The organism is Aliiglaciecola sp. NS0011-25, assembly GCF_040370605.1.
Taxonomy (GTDB): domain Bacteria; phylum Pseudomonadota; class Gammaproteobacteria; order Enterobacterales; family Alteromonadaceae; genus Aliiglaciecola; species Aliiglaciecola lipolytica_A.
Genome location: NZ_BAABWR010000001.1, coordinates 121,766 through 140,331 on the forward strand (window position 1 = coordinate 121,766; position 18,566 = coordinate 140,331).

19 protein-coding genes are annotated in these 18,566 nt (G+C 41.5%); 14 read left to right on the plus strand and 5 right to left on the minus strand.

From position 1 onward, the window contains the following. Positions 1 to 70: 70 nt before the first annotated feature. The 12 genes from putA (at position 71) to rpoS (ending at position 13,330) form a co-directional block, all read left to right on the plus strand. Positions 71 to 3,871, plus strand: coding sequence for a bifunctional proline dehydrogenase/L-glutamate gamma-semialdehyde dehydrogenase PutA (gene putA / locus ABWV72_RS00570; protein WP_353368322.1), 3,801 nt, complete (start codon positions 71 to 73; stop codon positions 3,869 to 3,871). A 193-nt stretch (positions 3,872 to 4,064) separates the two neighbouring features. Then, complete coding sequence (locus ABWV72_RS00575) at positions 4,065 to 4,568, plus strand: TIGR03546 family protein (protein WP_353368323.1); 504 nt, start codon at positions 4,065 to 4,067, stop codon at positions 4,566 to 4,568. Between the two features lie 2 nt (positions 4,569 to 4,570). Next, positions 4,571 to 6,316: a TIGR03545 family protein gene (locus ABWV72_RS00580; protein ID WP_353368324.1), complete on the plus strand. Its 1,746-nt coding sequence runs from the start codon at positions 4,571 to 4,573 to the stop codon at positions 6,314 to 6,316. An 88-nt stretch (positions 6,317 to 6,404) separates the two neighbouring features. Further along, on the plus strand, positions 6,405 to 6,683 hold the full coding sequence (gene ftsB / locus ABWV72_RS00585; RefSeq protein ID WP_216049047.1) for a cell division protein FtsB: 279 nt from the start codon (positions 6,405 to 6,407) through the stop codon (positions 6,681 to 6,683). A gap of 119 nt (positions 6,684 to 6,802) precedes the next feature. Further along, positions 6,803 to 7,501 (plus strand): 2-C-methyl-D-erythritol 4-phosphate cytidylyltransferase, encoded by a 699-nt coding sequence (ispD, locus tag ABWV72_RS00590; RefSeq protein WP_353368325.1) that lies wholly within the window; start codon positions 6,803 to 6,805, stop codon positions 7,499 to 7,501. Between the two features lie 2 nt (positions 7,502 to 7,503). Then, a complete protein-coding gene (ispF, locus tag ABWV72_RS00595; RefSeq protein ID WP_353368326.1) occupies positions 7,504 to 7,983 on the plus strand; it encodes a 2-C-methyl-D-erythritol 2,4-cyclodiphosphate synthase in 480 nt (159 codons plus the stop codon). Continuing rightward, the gene (gene truD / locus ABWV72_RS00600) at positions 7,980 to 9,029 is read left to right on the plus strand and encodes a tRNA pseudouridine(13) synthase TruD (protein WP_353368327.1); all 1,050 of its coding nucleotides are present in this window, start codon (positions 7,980 to 7,982) and stop codon (positions 9,027 to 9,029) included. The genes ispF and truD overlap by 4 nt, the downstream gene beginning before the upstream one ends. Next, a complete protein-coding gene (gene surE / locus ABWV72_RS00605; RefSeq protein ID WP_353368328.1) occupies positions 9,007 to 9,759 on the plus strand; it encodes a 5'/3'-nucleotidase SurE in 753 nt (250 codons plus the stop codon). Before truD ends, surE begins: the two co-directional genes overlap by 23 nt. A 26-nt stretch (positions 9,760 to 9,785) precedes the next feature. Further along, a complete protein-coding gene (locus ABWV72_RS00610; protein WP_216049052.1) occupies positions 9,786 to 10,424 on the plus strand; it encodes a protein-L-isoaspartate(D-aspartate) O-methyltransferase in 639 nt (212 codons plus the stop codon). Between the two features lie 29 nt (positions 10,425 to 10,453). Next, a complete protein-coding gene (locus ABWV72_RS00615; protein WP_303500461.1) occupies positions 10,454 to 11,395 on the plus strand; it encodes a polyprenyl-phosphate transporter in 942 nt (313 codons plus the stop codon). Positions 11,396 to 11,400: 5 nt separating this feature from the next. After that, positions 11,401 to 12,270, plus strand: a complete 870-nt coding sequence (locus tag ABWV72_RS00620) for a peptidoglycan DD-metalloendopeptidase family protein (protein ID WP_353368329.1) — start codon at positions 11,401 to 11,403, stop codon at positions 12,268 to 12,270. Positions 12,271 to 12,343: 73 nt separating this feature from the next. Then, positions 12,344 to 13,330, plus strand: coding sequence for an RNA polymerase sigma factor RpoS (rpoS, locus tag ABWV72_RS00625; RefSeq protein ID WP_216049054.1), 987 nt, complete (start codon positions 12,344 to 12,346; stop codon positions 13,328 to 13,330). 267 nt (positions 13,331 to 13,597) lie between these two features. Here the strand turns inward: rpoS and tpx are convergent, their stop codons facing one another. Then, positions 13,598 to 14,092 carry a thiol peroxidase gene (gene tpx, locus ABWV72_RS00630; RefSeq protein ID WP_303500457.1) on the minus strand — a complete coding sequence of 165 codons (495 nt, stop codon included), beginning with the start codon at positions 14,090 to 14,092 and terminating at the stop codon, positions 13,598 to 13,600. 205 nt (positions 14,093 to 14,297) lie between these two features. Here tpx and ABWV72_RS00635 point away from each other — a divergent pair, with 205 nt between their 5' ends. Further along, positions 14,298 to 14,816, plus strand: coding sequence for a hypothetical protein (locus ABWV72_RS00635; RefSeq protein WP_216049056.1), 519 nt, complete (start codon positions 14,298 to 14,300; stop codon positions 14,814 to 14,816). 89 nt (positions 14,817 to 14,905) lie between these two features. Then, on the plus strand, positions 14,906 to 15,481 hold the full coding sequence (locus ABWV72_RS00640; protein WP_216049057.1) for a TetR/AcrR family transcriptional regulator: 576 nt from the start codon (positions 14,906 to 14,908) through the stop codon (positions 15,479 to 15,481). Positions 15,482 to 15,512: 31 nt separating this feature from the next. Here ABWV72_RS00640 and ABWV72_RS00645 read toward each other — a convergent pair whose 3' ends face one another. The 4 genes from ABWV72_RS00645 to folA form a co-directional block, all read right to left on the minus strand. Beyond that, entirely contained in the window at positions 15,513 to 16,643 is a 1,131-nt protein-coding gene (locus ABWV72_RS00645) for a hypothetical protein (RefSeq protein WP_353368330.1), read from the minus strand. A 27-nt stretch (positions 16,644 to 16,670) separates the two neighbouring features. Further along, on the minus strand, positions 16,671 to 17,237 hold the full coding sequence (gene efpL / locus ABWV72_RS00650) for an elongation factor P-like protein EfpL (protein WP_216049059.1): 567 nt from the start codon (positions 17,235 to 17,237) through the stop codon (positions 16,671 to 16,673). A 93-nt stretch (positions 17,238 to 17,330) separates the two neighbouring features. Then, entirely contained in the window at positions 17,331 to 17,816 is a 486-nt protein-coding gene (locus tag ABWV72_RS00655) for an AraC family transcriptional regulator (protein ID WP_353368331.1), read from the minus strand. A 12-nt stretch (positions 17,817 to 17,828) separates the two neighbouring features. Further along, a complete protein-coding gene (gene folA, locus ABWV72_RS00660) occupies positions 17,829 to 18,323 on the minus strand; it encodes a type 3 dihydrofolate reductase (protein ID WP_342805335.1) in 495 nt (164 codons plus the stop codon). Positions 18,324 to 18,566: the final 243 nt, after the last annotated feature.

The window sequence follows — 18,566 nt, forward strand, 5'->3', positions numbered from 1 at the left end:
TGTATTTACACTCTATCAATCTATACACTCGCCCGATTATTAATCGCTAATCCCTTAACGGAGGTACAGTATGCTTTTTCAAGGTAATTTGGTTACTAGTTGTCCAATTCGACAAAAGATAAGAGATTTTTATCGTATAGACGAAAATTTGGCTGTGGATCATATTCTGCCTGATGCAGAAGTATCTGTCGGAGCCCGCAGTCGGGCTTGGGAACGTGCTCGAAAAATGGTTTTGCGTATACGCCGTGAACAAGAGGGACACGGCGGTGTAGATGCGCTGCTAAATGAATATTCATTGTCGACGGCTGAAGGCGTCGTGCTGATGTGTTTAGCAGAAGCACTATTGCGGGTGCCCGATAAAAAATCACAAGATGCGTTAATCCGTGACAAACTTTCAAAAGGTGCTTGGAGTTCACACTTAGGCACCAGTGATTCGATTTTTGTGAACGCTTCTTCTTGGGGCTTGTTGCTAACGGGCAACATGGTCTCATATACCGATCATCGTAAACGCAACAGCATCGGTCTATTGAAAAAAACCCTTGGAAAAATGGGTGAGCCGGTAATTCGTAAAGCCATGAACATTGCGATGAAGGTAATGGGCAAACAGTTCGTCATGGGTGAAAACATTGATGATGCATTGAAACGGGCCGCCGAAAAAGAACAACAAGGTTATGTGTATTCATATGACATGCTTGGTGAAGGGGCGCGCACCGCTAAGGACGCTCAGGCATATTACGATGCTTATGAAGAAGCTATTCATGCAATTGGTAAAGCTGCCAACAAAAAGGGGCCTAAGCGCAGCCCGGGTATTTCAGTAAAATTATCAGCCATTCATCCTCGTTATGAATTTACCAATCGTGAAGAAGTGTTGGAGGTCATTCCTAAACTTTTAAAACAACTATGTATGTTGTGCAAAGATTATGACATTGGTTTAACGGTAGATGCAGAAGAAGCAGATCGTTTAGATATCTCGTTAGATATCATTGAAAAAGTATTTTCAGATCCAGATTTAGGTGATTGGAGCGGCTTCGGTTTAGCTGTTCAGGCATACCAGAAACGCTCTTTATATGTACTTGATTGGCTCAGAGACTTAACCTTAAAAACGGGTCGCACTATGATGGTACGACTAGTGAAGGGTGCCTATTGGGATACGGAAATAAAAAATGCCCAACAAGCTGGTTTGGAACACTTTCCGGTCTTTACTCGTAAATCATCCACAGATGTTTCATACCACGCCTGTGCAAACCGCTTGTTAGCTTACAAAGACACCATATACCCGCAATTTGCTACGCATAACGCATACACAGCTTCGGTTATTCTAGAACTGGCTGGAGACGATAAAGAAGGTTTCGAGTTCCAATGTCTTCATGGCATGGGCGATAGTTTATATGACCAAATTGTGGTTGAAGAAAAAGTACAATGTCGTGTTTACGCTCCCGTGGGTGAACATGAAGATTTGTTAGCCTATTTAGTCAGAAGACTATTGGAAAATGGGGCTAACTCATCGTTTGTAAACGCCATTGTAGATGACAGCAAACCGGTTGAAGACTTGCTCGAAGATCCGGTTGAAAAAACCCAACGATTAAAATTCAAATATAACCAGCAAATTCTTAAACCGATAGATTTATACGGTGCTGAACGGGCTAATTCGAAAGGCCTAGATTTAACCGATATCAATCATATTGCGCCGCTTAAATTAGCCCTTGATCGTTGGCAGTCAGAAAATTGTGTTGCTCAGCCAGAAGAAAATGAGACCATCCATGTGGTTCGAAATCCAGCCAAGCAAGATGAAGCTATCGGCCACTTGGTGTATGACTCACCTGAGCAAATAAAACATAAGTTGGAATTAGCCGAACGCGCTTTTCAAAAGTGGTCAAACACGCCCGTCGAAACCAGAGCAGAAATATTAAGACGCACTGCTGACGCACTTGAGCGTAACTCCGATGAATTAATGGCATTATGCTTAAAAGAAGCGGGGAAAATAGCCCAAGACGCAATCGATGAGATTCGTGAAGCCGTTGATTTTTGTCGCTATTATGCAGCAAGAGCTGAAGAGTTATCTGAAGATAATCGACTTAGCCCTCGGGGTGTAGTGCTGTGCATAAGCCCTTGGAACTTCCCGTTAGCCATTTTCTTAGGGCAAGTAGTTGCGGCTTTGGTTACAGGAAATACGGTACTCGCCAAACCTGCAGAACAAACCAGTTTGATCGCCATTCGAGCGGTGGAACTGATGGAAAACGTTGGACTTCCAAAAGGTACATTGCAAACCCTTGTGAATAAAGGTCCGGTTATTGGCGATGCGCTACTCCCTGATTCACGGATTAAAGCAGTGATATTTACCGGCTCAACGCAAACCGGTAGCTTAATCGCCAAAGAACTGGCTAACAGAGGCACTGAACAGGTGCCACTGATTGCAGAAACTGGTGGTCAAAACTGCATGATTGTTGATTCAACAGCGCTGCCAGAACAAGTTATTGATGATGTTATCGCATCTGGATTTCAAAGTGCCGGACAACGTTGTTCCGCATTGCGAGTATTATTTTTACAAGAAGACATTGCCGATACCATTATTGAAATGTTAATTGGTGCCATGCAAGAGCTAAGAGTCGGCGACCCATCCATGCTATCTACGGATATTGGTCCTGTTATTGACCAAAAAGCGCTAAACAGTCTGCAGCAGCATGTTACTGATATGCAAGGAAAAGCGAAGTTACTTTACGACGCACCTTTGCCGGAAGATTGTAAAAACGGTTTCTATTTCACACCTAAATTATATGAAATTGATCACATCGATGTGTTAACCCGAGAAGTGTTTGGTCCTTGTGTGCACATTGTTCGCTTTAAAGAAAAAGACACCCTTAATGTCATTCAACAAATTAATGGAACAGGCTTTGGCTTAACCATGGGCGTGCACTCAAGAATTGATGAAAAGGCCATGGAATTAGGTCGCTTGTCCCGTGCAGGTAATGTGTACATCAACCGCAATATGATTGGTGCGATTGTTGGTGTTCAACCTTTTGGCGGCAGAGGACTGTCCGGCACTGGACCTAAAGCAGGTGGCCCTAATTATCTACCTAGATTGATGATCGAAAAAGCCACTCCGTTGAAGAGTGAAGTCAAAGATGAATTACAAATTCAACAAGTTTTTGAAGCATCAGGGATTGATGAAAGCGGTGCGCTGAAAATAATGAATAATGCCGCAGAGGCAGAATTTGATTGGCGTTCGACTAATCTTACTTCTCGTATTTCTTGGGTTCGACAGCTACTTGCTAAGCTAGCAAGAGTCGATATTCTCGATGATTTGGCTGAAGATTTAGATCAAACTTTAGCGGTTTCTAGAGCTCAACTGATTAAAATTCAAAAAATGCTCAAAGCGCCTACTGAGTTGCCAGGACCAACAGGTGAATCCAATACCCTCTATCTAGAACCAAGAGGAGTGCTGTTATGTTATGCCGATGAGCAGGTAACATTTGAATATTGGGCATTATCTATTGTAACGGCGTTGGCTACAGGTAACGTAGTAATCGCGGTTGTTTCTGATTTGTTTTACGATGAAGCCACCGAATTCGTTAACAAATGGCGTTCAATTGGCGCACCAGAAGCGGTACTTCAGGTAGCTAAATTATCCCATTTGCAAGCGCTATTAGATGCGCCGCAACTTGCCGGTGTGGTAATAGATAGTCAAAGTCATAGCAAGGCGTATTTGGCGCAAAAATTGGCTCAGCGTGAAGGCGCTATTTTACCTGTCATCACTTCTGAGTATTCTGACAATCTTATTCAACGGTTATTAACTGAAAAAACCATTAGTATCGATACCACTGCATCTGGCGGTAACACTAAGCTAATGACCTTAGAAGAGTCAGATGATTAATTTGCTATTTGCGGCATAATTATCACAAAAAACAATGAACCCAAACCTGTGAGCCCTGTCTCACAGGTTTTCTGGGGTATGTTTACTCAGTTAATGCATTTTTAGCTTGGCTGCTATATTCACTCTAGTGACAGCCTAGTTTGTGTGATTGCACTTTCAATCGAAAATTATTATTCATACAAGGAGTTTGCACGTGTTTGTTTTCGCAAAATTATTGAAGGCTTTACATTCAGATGCCGGCCCTTGGTCCCTAGCCTTTGGCATTATGTTAGGAATGATTTTCGGTCTAACCCCACTGATTAAACTGCACAATCTGATCATTTTATTTGTGGTGTTATTTTGTCGAGTCAACCTTTCCACATTTATCCTTTCCTGGGGCGTGTTTTCAGCATTAGCGCTAATACTTGATCCGATGATGATGATCATCGGTGAAGCCATTTTAACCAGCGAAAATTTACAGAGCATATGGACGAGTTTTTATAACACTGGATTTGGCCGGCTAAGTCAGTTCTACAACACCTTGACCATGGGCAGTCTGGCGCTGAGTTTGGCATTATCACCTTTGGTACTTATTGTGAGTCGTATATTAGTCGTCAAATACCGTGAACACTTTTTAGCATGGGTCGAACAATGGCGAATATTACAAATCATCAAAGGTAGCCGTGTGTATCAAATGTATCAGCGCTTTGGAGGTTAATCATGAATAAAATTATTCGTTGGCAAGGACTGGTAGGCTTTATAGCGATAGTAGGCTTAATAAGCGCTATTTTGATTCTTTTTTTAGATACATGGATAAAACTGGCAACGACCATTGGTTTGGAAGAAGTCACAGGTGCAGAAGTGAATATCGAATCTGTATCTCACAGCTTTTCGCCATTTGGGGTTACTTTTGAAAATATACAATTAACCGATCCGAATCAACCTACTCATAACCAAGTTCAAGCAGACAAACTAACCGCACAAATCGAGTTAGCGCCGCTGTTATTAAACAAAATTATCATCGACGATATGACTATCTCTGGAGTGGCTTTTAGTCAACCACGAGAAACTGAAGGTAGTGTTTATAACGTTTCACGTATTGAAGCGGGAGCCAAATCGATTGTTGATCCGCAAAATATTCCCAGTGTCGACGAAATATTAGCCCGTTCACCTTTGAAAACAGACAAAGCTATAGAAGAAGTTCAGAACTCATACGCTCTACACAGTGAAAACGTAAAAGCAAAATATGCTGAACTTCCTAGTAAAGAGAAACTTCAAGATTACAAAACTGAAATAGAGTCTCTTACCCAAACAGATTATAAAGATCCAATTAAACTTGCTGCCGCTAAAAAACAATTCGATGCCCTACGGGAAGAAATCAACCTAGATAAACAAAAGATTGAGGCCTTCAACGAGGCAGTAAAAGCTGCACAAAAAGATTTATCTCCCAAGTTAGCCGAACTGAAATCTGCTCCAGAACAAGATTATAAGCAATTACAAAATTTGATTGCCGGTGAGCAAGGCGCAATTCAAGACGTTACTCGAATGATCCTTGGCGATAAAGCCGCCGTTTGGAGCAACTATCTATTAAGTGCATACCAAATCGCCGCGCCATTAATGGGCAATGCTCAAAGCGAACAGCAGCAACAGCGCGCCGAAGGTAAGTGGATTGAATTTGCTGATGCCGCTGAACTCCCAGACATCTGGGTTAAGAAAGCAGACATTTCCCTTACATGGCAACAAGAAACCATTGCTTCTAAGTGGTTAAACATCACCCACCAACATAACAGAATAGGCCAACCAACTACTTTTAAGATTGATTCAAGCACGAGTTCGTTATGGCAATCGTTGAAAGTAGACGGAGATTTTGAATTTTCAGATCTCGGTATGGTTGCACGTCAGGAGTGGGATCTAAAAGGCATTAAACTGCAGGAAATTGCGCTGCTAGAAGAACAAAAGCTATCAACCAAAGTTGAAAGTGCGTTAATGGGCAGTAGCGGTAATTTAGCCGTTGCCAATGGCATAATGAAAGGCACGGGTAACATTGACTTCAAGCAATTGAGCATGGCCGCAACAGGCACCAATAACCTAACAAAAGTGATCGCAGAAACCCTAACCGGCTTGAGCAACCTTAACATTAATACCAAGATTGCTGGCAGTTTCGAGCATCCCGATGTTTCCTTTAGTTCCGATTTAGATCAGCAAATTGGCAAAACCATGTTAACCAACCTGACTGCTGATCAAACCTCTAAACTAGGAGAATTGCGCACTAAACTTGATAGTAAAGCGCAAAATGTTTTAGGCGACAAAAATGCCCAATTAACTCAATGGATTGATTGGCAGAGTGCGGTGGATGGCGATTTGGGCAGCATGGAAGAAATGTTAAACGCGCAGTTTAATAACGTCCTTGAAAAACAAAAAGATAAGCTCAAAGATAAACTAAAAGATAAATTATTCGGCAACTAGTTATCATTCCATGGTGGGTTAGTGCTGGCTTTGGCTGTGGATTCTCGGCATAATATTGACATTATTGCAGTGGCGAGGGCAGACAAATATGAAATGGATCACGTTAATTCTCGTGAGTTTATGTTTATTACTGCAATATCGTCTTTGGTTCGGTAAAAACAGTATTCCCGATTATATTGAAATTAAACAGTTAGTCGAAGAACAACAAGCCAGAAATGCTGATTTAATCCAGCGCAACAATTTGCTTTTAGCCGACATTCACGACCTTAAAATAGGTGTCGATGCGATGGAAGAGCGGGCCAGAAATGAGCTAGGATTGATTAAACAAGGTGAGACATTTTACCGCATTCTGCCAGCTCAAGATTAAATGAGTTAAAGCAAAGCTGCCGACTCTAATTTATTGAAAATATAAAATTTGTTGGTTTGAAATCTACATAATAGATTTCAAACTGGTGCGAACTTAAACTGCAAACGACTTATGAATCCATGACTCAACATTTCCCCAGTTTTAGCGTAATTGTTCCTGCAGCAGGAGTCGGTAAACGCATGCAGGCAGACAAACCCAAGCAGTATTTGAAAATTGGCGATAAAACTGTGTTGGAACACACTGTTGAAAAGTTAATTACCCATCCTAGAGTCTCCCATATTGTTATCGCACTGGATCCGCAGGATCCTTATTTTGACTTGCTACCCTTAAGTCAGCAAGAATGGATAACGAGAGTGGACGGAGGTTCAGAGCGTGCAGATTCAGTGTTGGCCGGTTTATGCGCAGTCAATAATGCAGATTGGATTGCCGTTCACGATGCCGCTCGCCCTTGTGTCAGTCATGCTGATTTGGACCAACTTTTCAGTCTTTACGAGAAGAATAATGGTGGAGGCATACTCGCGAATACGGTTAAAGATACGATGAAACGTGCTCAACAAGCGCATCCAAATCGTGTCGCTAAAACCGTCGATAGAGATGGGCTATGGCATGCTTTAACACCGCAGTTTTTTGCACTTAAGCAACTTAGACAATCACTCACTGAAGCACTAGAGCAAGGTGTGACTATCACCGATGAAGCGTCGGCGATGGAATGGGCTGGATGGCCGGTTAATTTAGTTGAGGGAAGCGAACGCAATATTAAAATAACCCGTCCCAATGATTTAGCATTGGCGAGGTTTTATTTATCTCAGGAAAAATAGCAATGCGAATTGGTCATGGTTACGACGTACATAAATTTGGTGATGAAGGCCCCATAGTCATTTGTGGTGAATTCATCGATTATGAAATGGGCTTGGTCGCACACTCCGACGGTGATGTTGCGCTACACGCTTTGTGTGATGCTTTATTAGGGGCCTGCGCCTTAGGTGATATTGGCAAGCATTTCCCCGACACAGACTCAGCTTATGCAGGTGCAGATAGCCGAGAATTACTAAAACATGTATATGACCTGATTCGCCAAAAAGGCTATCAATTGGCTAATTTAGATATGACGATTGTGGCACAAGCACCCAAAATGGCGCCGCATATTTCCGCCATGAGGCAGAATATTTGTAGCGATTTGCAAGTGGATATTGAACAAGTGAATGTGAAAGCCACAACCACTGAAAAACTCGGGTTTGCTGGTCGAAAAGAAGGCATAGCCTGCCACGCTGTAGTGTTATTGCAAGTAGCCAATACATGATTGCTTTGGGCACTGAGCACTGGCTGCATCAACAATCGGCGCCAACCGCATCGGGTACAATTAAATCGAGTTTCGCTGATTTTGTAGTACGTGAAGAACTCGGATACGAACTGACAGGTGAAGGTGAGCATATTCATTTGTGGGTGCAAAAAGAAGGTTTAAACACCGCTTTTGTCGCGGAACAGTTAGCCAAATTTTGCGGTCTTCCTTTGCGCGCTATTACTTATGCTGGGCGCAAAGACAAACACGCATTAACCCAGCAATGGTTCGGTGTTCACGCCCCAGGGAAACAAACCTTTGAATGGCAAGACTTACAATTAGATGGTTTGCGTATCCTTGAATCTAAACGACACAACAAGAAGCTGCGAGTTGGGGCGTTAAAAGGTAATCGCTTTGAACTAGTTGTACGCGAGATAACAGATACTTCACAGTTAACCCAAAGATTAGAGTATATTCAGCAAAATGGTGTACCGAATTATTTTGGCGCCCAGCGTTTTGGTGAATCTCGCCATCATCAGGCGGGGGGAAACTTATTATTAGCACAAACGATGCTAAACGGTGAAACCATTCGCAATCGAAATAAGCGCTCAATGGCAATTTCAGCGTTACGTTCTTGGTTATTCAACGAATTTATACACCAACGGTTATTGCAAAAAACCTATGCTACACCACTACCTGGCGAGGCCTGTATTTTAACTGGCAGCAATAGTTTTTTTATTGCCCAACAAATAGATCACGAGACGCGGTTGCGCTTAGAAAAAAATGATATTGTATTATCTGCGCCAATGTGGGGAACCGGTGAGCTAACCACCGAAGGTCAAGTAAAAGAATTTGAGCAACAAGTCGCAAAGCAACAACTCAACGTATGTCAATTACTTGCGGCATTGGGCTTAAAACAGGAGCGTCGAGCTATTTGCTTGAAACCACAAGATTTACAGTGGCAAATTAGCTCAGATACGCTGAATATACAATTTTCGTTGCCTGCAGGATGCTTTGCAACGTCAGTATTAAGAGAGTTAATAAATGCAAGTACTGCTGAGCAATGATGATGGTTTTTTTGCCGAAGGCTTAGAAACCTTATACGCCCATTTAAGTGAACTCTATGATGTAACAGTGATCGCGCCGGAGGAAAATTGCAGCGCTTTTAGTAATGCCCTATCGATACGAAAACCGTTGCGAATCGAAAAACAAAATAACGGATTTTACGCAGTTAACGGAACTCCTTCTGACTGTGTGCATTTGGGCATAAACCAGTTTCTAGCAAAAGACCCCACCTTGGTTGTTTCTGGGATCAACCATGGCCCCAATTTAGGTGATGACGTTATCTATTCCGGCACAGTCGCGGCGGCAACAGAAGGGCGATTCATGGGTTTACCTGCTATCGCAGTGTCACTAGCAAGTCACGAATGTAAACACTTTGAAACAGCAGCCAAAGTAGTAGTAGAAATTATTCAGCGTTTGCACAAACATCCATTGCCGGCAGACCAAATTCTTAATATTAATGTACCCGATGTTCCCTACCAAGATCTGCAAGGCATCGAAGTGACTCGTCAAGGGCGTCGCCATCGGGCTGAAAGCATGGTAAAAGATAAAGACCCTCAGGGTCAGGACGTTTATTGGTATGGCGCAATAGGCCAAGAACAAGACGCAGGCCCGGGAACCGATTTTTACGCTGTGGCGCAGAACCGTTGCTCTGTCACTCCCTTGAGTGTAGATATGACAGCTTACAATAGTCTAAATGACATGAAAAAATGGTTAGATATAGAAATCACATAACAATAAGATGAAGTACAAGGAATCACATGAAACGCGCCACTAGAAAAGGTCAATCTTTAGCTCAATTGATACATGCTGAAGGAATACAGGAACAACGAGTATTGCAGGCCGTTGCCGCAACACCTCGAGAATTGTTTCTGCCAGATGCATTGCATCATAAAGCCTATGAAAACACGGCATTACCGATTGGCCAAGGGCAAACCATTTCACAACCCTACATAGTCGCTAAAATGACCGAACTTTTGCTTAGTTCTGATGCTCAAAACCATTCAGTATTAGAAATTGGCACAGGCTCAGGATATCAAACCGCTATTTTGGCGCAATTGTTCAATAAAGTGTTTAGTGTTGAACGAATTAAAGCCTTACAGTTCCAAGCTAAACGCAGAATGAATCAATTGGATTTACACAACGTATCGATGAAACATGGTGACGGCTGGAAAGGCTGGGCAAATAAAGGTCCTTTTGACGGAATTATCGTTACCGCAGCGGCTAGTCATATGCCGACGGAACTTTATCAACAACTGAATGATGGCGGCATGTTAGTGATTCCCGTTGGAACCGACGATCAAAAACTACATGTGGTCGTGCGTGATAAAGATGAGTTCAATACCACGATTGTGGAATCTGTGCGTTTTGTTCCACTCGTCGCCGGCGATATCATTTAAGGTTTGTCAATTACCAAGGAAGTAAATTAGTGAAACCAATTAGTAGAAACACTAAGCAGTTTGTTGGCCTAGGGTTAAAAGGTGCTCTGATGGGAGCTGCAGACGCTATTCCAGGCGTGTCTGGCGGAACTATCGCTTTTATGACAGGCATTTATGAAGAATTAATCTATTCTTTGAAGCAATGTGGACCTGAAGCGCTAAGCATCTTATTTAAACAAGGAATCTTAGCCGCTTGGCAACATATCAATGGCGCTTTTCTAGCGTGTGTTTTTGGTGGCATTCTAGTCAGCGTGATTAGCGCCTCACACCTTGTTATATTTTTACTCGATAGCTACCCTAGTTTACTCTGGTCATTTTTCTTTGGCTTAATTTTGGCCGCAGTTTGGTCGGTAGTGCGACATATCGACAAATGGCGTGCTAGCATATTAGTTGCTTTTCTTTGCGGGGCTATCTCGGCTTTTTACATCACTACTATAACCCCAACACATGTTGAAGCTACCAGTCTTATGGTATTCCTATCAGGCATGATCGCAATTTGTGCAATGATACTTCCAGGCATATCGGGCAGCTTTATTCTATTATTGTTAGGCATGTACATGCCCATTCTTTCTGCCGTAAAGTCCTTTCAAATTGGTACCCTAGCCCTGTTTGCTGGCGGCTGTGTGGTTGGTCTATTGTCATTTTCTCGAGTTTTACACTGGATGTTTGAAAAACATAAAACGATGACATTGGCCTTACTTGGGGGCTTTATGTTAGGTTCTTTAAACAAAGTATGGCCATGGAAACTAGTTGTGGAGAGCGTGGTCAATCGTCACGGAAAAGTTATTCCTTTAGTAGAGAACAACGTGTTACCCGCCACTTATGAGGCTGCCAGTGGACTACCAGCGCAACTGATACCTGCAATCTCTTTGATGCTTATCGGCGCTATTATGGTTGTTTTTCTAGAAAAGTTGGGGACCAAACCGGATTAATTCAGATGCAGAAGCTGGCGAGTTTATGGGCAAATAACATAAGGCGAGAACATTTCTCAGCGCTAGCTTTCATCTTACCTCTTAGTCTAACAATTGTCTTTCTATCCGCCTGCTCCAACCGCTCTACCCCTGCCCCAGTGATCGAACTCTACCAAGGGAAAGATTATCGCGACTTTGAAAAGAACGGATTCACAGGCAGCAAGTATATTGTCCAAAAAGGCGATACTTTATTTTCAATCGCTTGGTTTTCCGGAAATGACTACCGAGATATCGCCTCACAAAACAACATAAGAAAGCCCTATGCAATTTATCCAGGACAAGAATTAGTCTTAAAAACGCCACCTAAAGCAGTTCAAAAAAGAGTAAATAACCAACCTGGTCAGACCACCAAAACAAAAACAAACAGGACAGTTGACCCACCACGAAAGCAAGCGTATGGTGAAAGTAACAAAGATGTTAACAAACCTTACAAGCGGTCAGAAACCATTGAATTCCCTAGTAGAATAGAAAAATGGATTTGGCCTGCAAAAGGGAAATTAGCAACTAAATTTTCGCTTTCAGAGCAAGGCAGTCGGGGTATTGAAATCAGGGGTTCTAAAGGTGACCAAGTCGTTGCCGCCGCTGATGGCAAAGTTGTATACACTGGGAACGCTTTGAGAGGTTATGGTCAGTTGATCATAATTAAGCATTCTGAGTCTTTTTTGAGTGCTTATGCGCACAATGATGCTGTATTTGTAAAAGAACAACAGTGGATTAAGGCGGGGCAAAAAATAGCCTCCATGGGAAGTACAGGTACCGATAAAGTTAAGCTTCGTTTTGAAGTTAGGTACAGGGGCAAGTCTGTTGACCCATTGAAGTATTTACCTAGTAGATAATAACAATAAATAATAATTAGAAAGGCCTATAGGAGAAATGTGGACTAAATAAAATCTTTTAGGAGAATTGTATATGGGTGACAAAAATACCATCGTTGTAAATTTGGCTGAGCCGATTGTAAACGAAAAAGAAATCGACTCGGAATTAGCAGAAATTGAAGCCGATGATGAGAAAGATCCCATGGAAGAAATACTGGCTGGCCAAGAAGAAATCCAGAAAAACTTGGACGCCACGCAGTTGTATTTGGGTGAAATAGGTTTTTCACCTCTGTTGTCAGCAGAAGAAGAAGTGTATTTTGCACGACGCGCTTTAAAGGGAGACGAAGCCTCTCGCAAACGCATGATTGTGAGTAATTTACGTTTGGTCGTCAAAATAGCAAGACGTTACAACAATCGTGGATTGGCTTTATTAGATTTAATTGAAGAAGGTAATCTAGGACTAATTCGAGCTGTAGAAAAATTTGATCCTGAACGCGGTTTCCGCTTCTCAACCTACGCTACTTGGTGGATAAGACAAACCATCGAAAGAGCGATCATGAACCAAACCAGAACTATCCGATTACCTATCCATGTGGTAAAAGAATTAAATGTTTATCTCAGAGCATCACGGGAGCTCGCTCAGAAACTAGATCATGAACCTACTGCAGATGAAATTGCAGATTCACTTGGCAAACCCGTTGAAGACGTAACTAAAATGTTGCGATTAAACGAAAGAATCACATCTGTTGATACACCAATTGGAAGTGAGAATGATAAAGCACTACTAGATATCATTGCTGATGAAAAAGGTTACGGTCCAGAAGAAGATTTACAAGATAAAGATATCAAATGTAGCATCATTCGTTGGTTAGAAGAACTGAACCCCAAACAACGTGAAGTCTTAGCTAGACGCTTTGGATTGATGGGATACGAACCTTCTACATTAGAGGATGTTGGCGCTGAAATTGGTCTCACCAGAGAAAGGGTAAGACAAATCCAAGTTGAAGCATTACGACGCTTACGGGATATGTTAGGACACCAAGGATTAAATCTAGAAGCGCTGTTTAACAAAGATGATTAAACATCAAAATAGTAATTAAAAAGACGTCAAAATTGACGTCTTTTTTGTTTTCTGTCTCTTCGCTGTATTTCACTGCAGCTACTTAGCCATTATACGACGCCAAAGCAACTGCCTATAAGGACATTCTGTATTGCGGGGGTTTATTCGTAATAACCTACAAATTAACCTTAGAGCTAAAGATGCGGCCTGCAACGATTTGTTTCAGGCCGAAATTTTTCGCTTAACCTGCCCTTAAACACCGGCTTAGGGGTTGGTCAATTAACCAAACTATAGTGCAGCTAATGCCGCGTCGTAATCAGGCTCGTCAGTTGTTTCAGCTACTTGTTGAGTAAACATTACCGTACCATCAGCATCGATAACCACTACTGAACGAGATAATAAACCCGCTAGTGGACCCGTTTTAAATGCGACACCATAATCATCGCCAAAAGAACCACGGAAACTAGAACCGGTAATAACATTTTCAATACCTTCTGCACCACAGAATCTAGCCGCAGCAAAGGGTAAATCTGCAGAAACACAAATCACTTTGGTGTTATCCAGATCAGCAGCTTTTTCATTAAATTTGCGAACAGAGGTAGCACATGTGCCAGTATCGACAGACGGAAATATATTTAGAATAACTTTACTACCCGCGTAATCCGCTAAGGTAGCAGATGATAAATCAACTTTAACTAAGTTGAAATCTGGTGCTTTGCTTCCTACTGCTGGTAATTCACCAACAGTTTCAAAAGAATTGCCTTGTAATGTAACAGTTGCCATCTAACTCTCCATTTTATTGAGGATTTATTTCACAATAGACTACAGTATAGTCATCTATTGAGGCAAAAGATCATTGCTATGAAATAGAAATATGATTTTGCAGGTCTAAGATTCCAACTAGCCGATAATACAGTTAGTAATGCACAGTCGAATTTATACGTGACTAAGGACTCATTCTTTGGTTTCGCACAAACAAAGGTTACCTATGTCATCAAATTTACGTTTAGTTTTATCTGCACTCATCTCTTTTGTGTTTTATTTTGCTTGGACCTATTGGGCCAACAATATGGTCTCTGAGGATTCTAGTTTAGTATTAAGGTCGGCTATCGTTCAGGGCACGCTGAGCGCGACTATCACCTTACTTTTCACCTTTGCATTAGAAAAATCAGTGCAGAAATTTGGACAAAGTAGTTTTTCGCTTATTTTTGTTGTACCAATTATCTGTACAGTACATTCTAAAACAACCCAGAACATTGCTATCTTTAAGACCTTTAACGCTGCATTGAATCTATCTGCGCAAAAAGCCAGTGGTACTATGGTACCAGGTACACTTTTAGCACCTATTCTTCCCTTATTGGTTCAGGCCACTATTGCTATAACAGTAAATTGGTTGAATCAAACTCCCAACCTGTGGTTAACCGTTGCCCCAAGTATTTTTTTTACTGGTGTATATGGTTACGTTTATACCTTCACGTTACTAAAAGACAGAGAAGCTTCCGTCTAAAATCCACTGCTACTGTGCGGGTGATAAGCAGTTAAAGTATTCGTCGAACAAAAGTTGAACCAGCTGAAAAGCTGACGTAAGGTAGTCGAATGAATACTATAAATCCGACAAAAGTTGCCTTAATGGACTTGGCGCAAGAGATATTGCAAACCAAGTCATTTTCTAGTGTCTCCTTTCAAACGCTTGCCTTAGGTGTAGGGATTAAAAAAGGCAGTGTTTATTATCACTTTCAAACCAAAGAAGATCTGAGTGAAGCTATCATTGATCGCTTAATGAAAATGCTGCAACAAAGTTTGCTCGAGATTCAAAATGAACCGGTAGAAAATCAACTAAGCATCTACGTTAATTGGTTTGAAAACCATATTGGAGCGGCACAAAAACTATGCCCTGCAGCCAGTTTTGCTGCGACTTGGGACGCGGTTCCCGAACGGACAAAATCAAAAGTACAAGAGTTATATAATCTGCATCAACATTCCTTAGCCAAAATGATTCAAAATGGCAGAGACAAAGGCGTATTTGCTATAACGAATAAGTCTGCTGAAGAGTTAGCCATAATAGCATTTGCTTTGTTGCAAGGAGGTTTGGTGTCCTCCAGGGTATCTCAATCTAGATATGAATTTGAAGCATGCAAAGCGGCGGCGTTACACATGGTCAAAGCAGGCTAACGTCAATCCCCAAAATGGCGAATCAACAACCTTAAGGACAGGGTTGATAGAAGGTATTTTTTGATAGCTCAATTGCTTCTTCAATCACTAAACGCGCAGCAGCTTGCTCACCTAAGTTTCGCAGATTTTCTAACCAACTACGAAACAAACGTTGATCAAATAACGCTAAATTTGTCGCCTTATGAAAAAGAATAATCGAATGTTCAAAATGTTTTTCCCTTCTTAGCTCTAGCTCCTTTAGTGCCAAATCATTACCCTCAAGTTCGTAAATCACTTCTTGATAAGCCATGCCGATATTTTGCGTAATATTAGTTTTTCCTTGAAATTCCATCGTCTGCCCTAAGGATAAACAAAGTTGTAAAAACTCAACATCCTGTTTAGGTTTGTCGGTACACAGCTTAGATATAATATTGAAAAAACTCGGTTGCGTTGCAGCGGCCCCAAAAGCAGAAAGCGCATTTCGTGTAAAATTTTCATTTGGGCGACCTTGTAAGCTATCTATATAAAGTCCGATATAATCTGCGAAACTTTCTTCGAATAGCGGAGCGCTATTAACTTGGCGAAGCGCATCTTTAACCAAATCAAGAGCATTTCTACTTGCGTGAAAATTAGCAACAGCGAACCACATTGCAGCGTTATCCCCTCCAACAGAAATCGCCTGTTCAACCAGTTGCTGATTGCAACCTTGATGACCTTTATTTTCTGTACATAAACCTAGAATTTGTTCCAGTGCTAGGGAATTATTGGGGAAACGATGATTGAACGAGAATAACTTATCTAGTCGACTGGCTTGTTCTGACAAATCAGAGAATAACGCATAAGCCAACTGCTTGTGTTCTGACAATGAACTGTCAAAACTGGCAAATATTTCCCCATTGCTCATGCCTTGATAGTCGGTGATTTGCTCCACATCGCATTCAACAATATAGTTGGGATCGGCTTCGGGCCCAGACTCGATTGAAGCAATTTGCTGTTCGGCAACTTGCTGAGTGTTTTTTTTCAACGGGGTAGCATTAGAGGAAGTAGTAAAGGCAATTTCAGGATTGAGTGACGAAGTAACCTCGTCATTTTTTTGGATTTGCTTATTTGTAATGAAATTAAACAGAAAAAAACACAAAATAACCCCACCGATAAGTGAGGCTATTTTGGTTATCTTTTTCATCGAATTATAATGGCTTATGACCCAAAATTACGCGCGACTGGTAAATTTTTGTTCAGCCGTATTAATTTTAATTTTTTCACCTGCTGCAATATATTCTGGTACTTGAACGACTAGCCCAGTTGAAAGTGTCGCTGGCTTAGTTCTCGCACTTGCCGATGCGCCTTTAATCGACGGGTCAGTTTCAGTAATGACTAGCTCAACAGACGCAGGTAGTTCTATCCCTACAGGTTTACCATCTACAATCAATATCTGTAGACCTTCAGTTTCCTCTGTAAAAAACAGCAACTCTTCAGCAATAGTATCTTTGTCTAATGAAAATGGTGTGTAATCTTCACTGTCCATAAACACGTATTCTGTACCGTCAACGTAAGAAAACATGACTTTACGACGGAAGAACTCAGCGGTATTGATCATCTCATCCGCTTTAAAACTTTCATCTGCTTTTGCCCCTGTAGAAACCTCATACAAACGCATACGGTATAAACTCGCACCAGCTCGGCCACTAGGGGTAAGTTTGTTGATATCTTTTACAAGATAGACTTTACCATTATGTTCAATTGCGGCATTCTTTTTTACTTCACTCGCTTTTGGCATTATTTTGCTCAACTTAAAAATTGCTTACTATTAAAGTATCACGAAGTGTAAAAACACAGAAGTAATTAGCGCGCTAAAATACGATTTTTAAGGCTAATTTAAGGGTAAATATATATCTGTGATCATTTCTGTTTCTAACACTTGGGGTCCAAAGCTGACACGTTCGAAAAATAGCGGGAATTTCCCTGGGAGATTTTGCGTAGCATTGAGCCAGTGGGTGAACAAAAACTCTAAGCTATGGGACAATAAATGTTCTGACCCTATGTGTCTAAAATAGGCACATCGACAACTAGGAATGGTTTCAAAATGCGTATTTTCAGCCAGAGCATAGGAATTCGATTTAATTTCTACGCCTAATCCGAAACGGTATTCAGTTTCAGTAGCCTGCCTAGGATCATCATAAATAATATTAAATGTACGACTGTTGACAGGCGAAAGCTGGTTGGCTTTTCGCCACGCAACGAAGTTTTGAATACTCAGCGGTAAAGTTCGCGGTGAGCCTCGATGGCTTAAAATGGCGATATCCAACTCGGCAAATTCAACAATTTCCACATCACTGAGATTAAGTTCTGGGCGCATATAATCTTCTAATTAACTCTCTACACGATTTAAGGTAAGAAATTGATAGTTATACTTATTTTTCTCATCGGCTAAGTGAGACTCCGTTTCTATAACTTCCCAATTAGCTGACTGATTATAATCAGGGAAATACGTATCTCCTGCCACGGCCAAGTCAATTTGAGTCAAATACAGGCGATGGCATAATGGTAAAAAATGACTGTAAATTGTGCCGCCACCAATTATCATCAGTTCGTCTATATCGCCAGCGGCTTTGACAGCGTCCTCACAACTCGACACAACGATAGCATCTTCGAGCTGGTACTCAGAATCACGGCTAATGACGATGTTTAATCTACCGGGAAGGGCTTTACCGATGGACTCATAGGTTTTCCTCCCCATCACTACGGGCTTACCCAAAGTCGTACGCTTGAAGTGACCTAAGTCTGCCGGAAGGTGCCAAGGCATACTGTTATCAGCCCCAATCACACGATTCTTTGCCATCGCAGCAATCATTGATATCAACATATAAATTTACAGCCTTTAAACAATACAAATTTAAAAAATGCGTAGCGCATTGGTTGTGTTAACTTGCTTCATTCTAACACTTTTAAATATCTAAATGTGTCGTGTAATAGTTACAACTTAGGTAAAATTTTCAGAACAACTCTCTGTAGTTTTTTAATCTAAAAGCCCCTAAGCCACCTGCAGTCTATGCTATACCAGCATTTTCCAATTTTGGTTCAGTTTTTGCTTTACTGACATAGATAT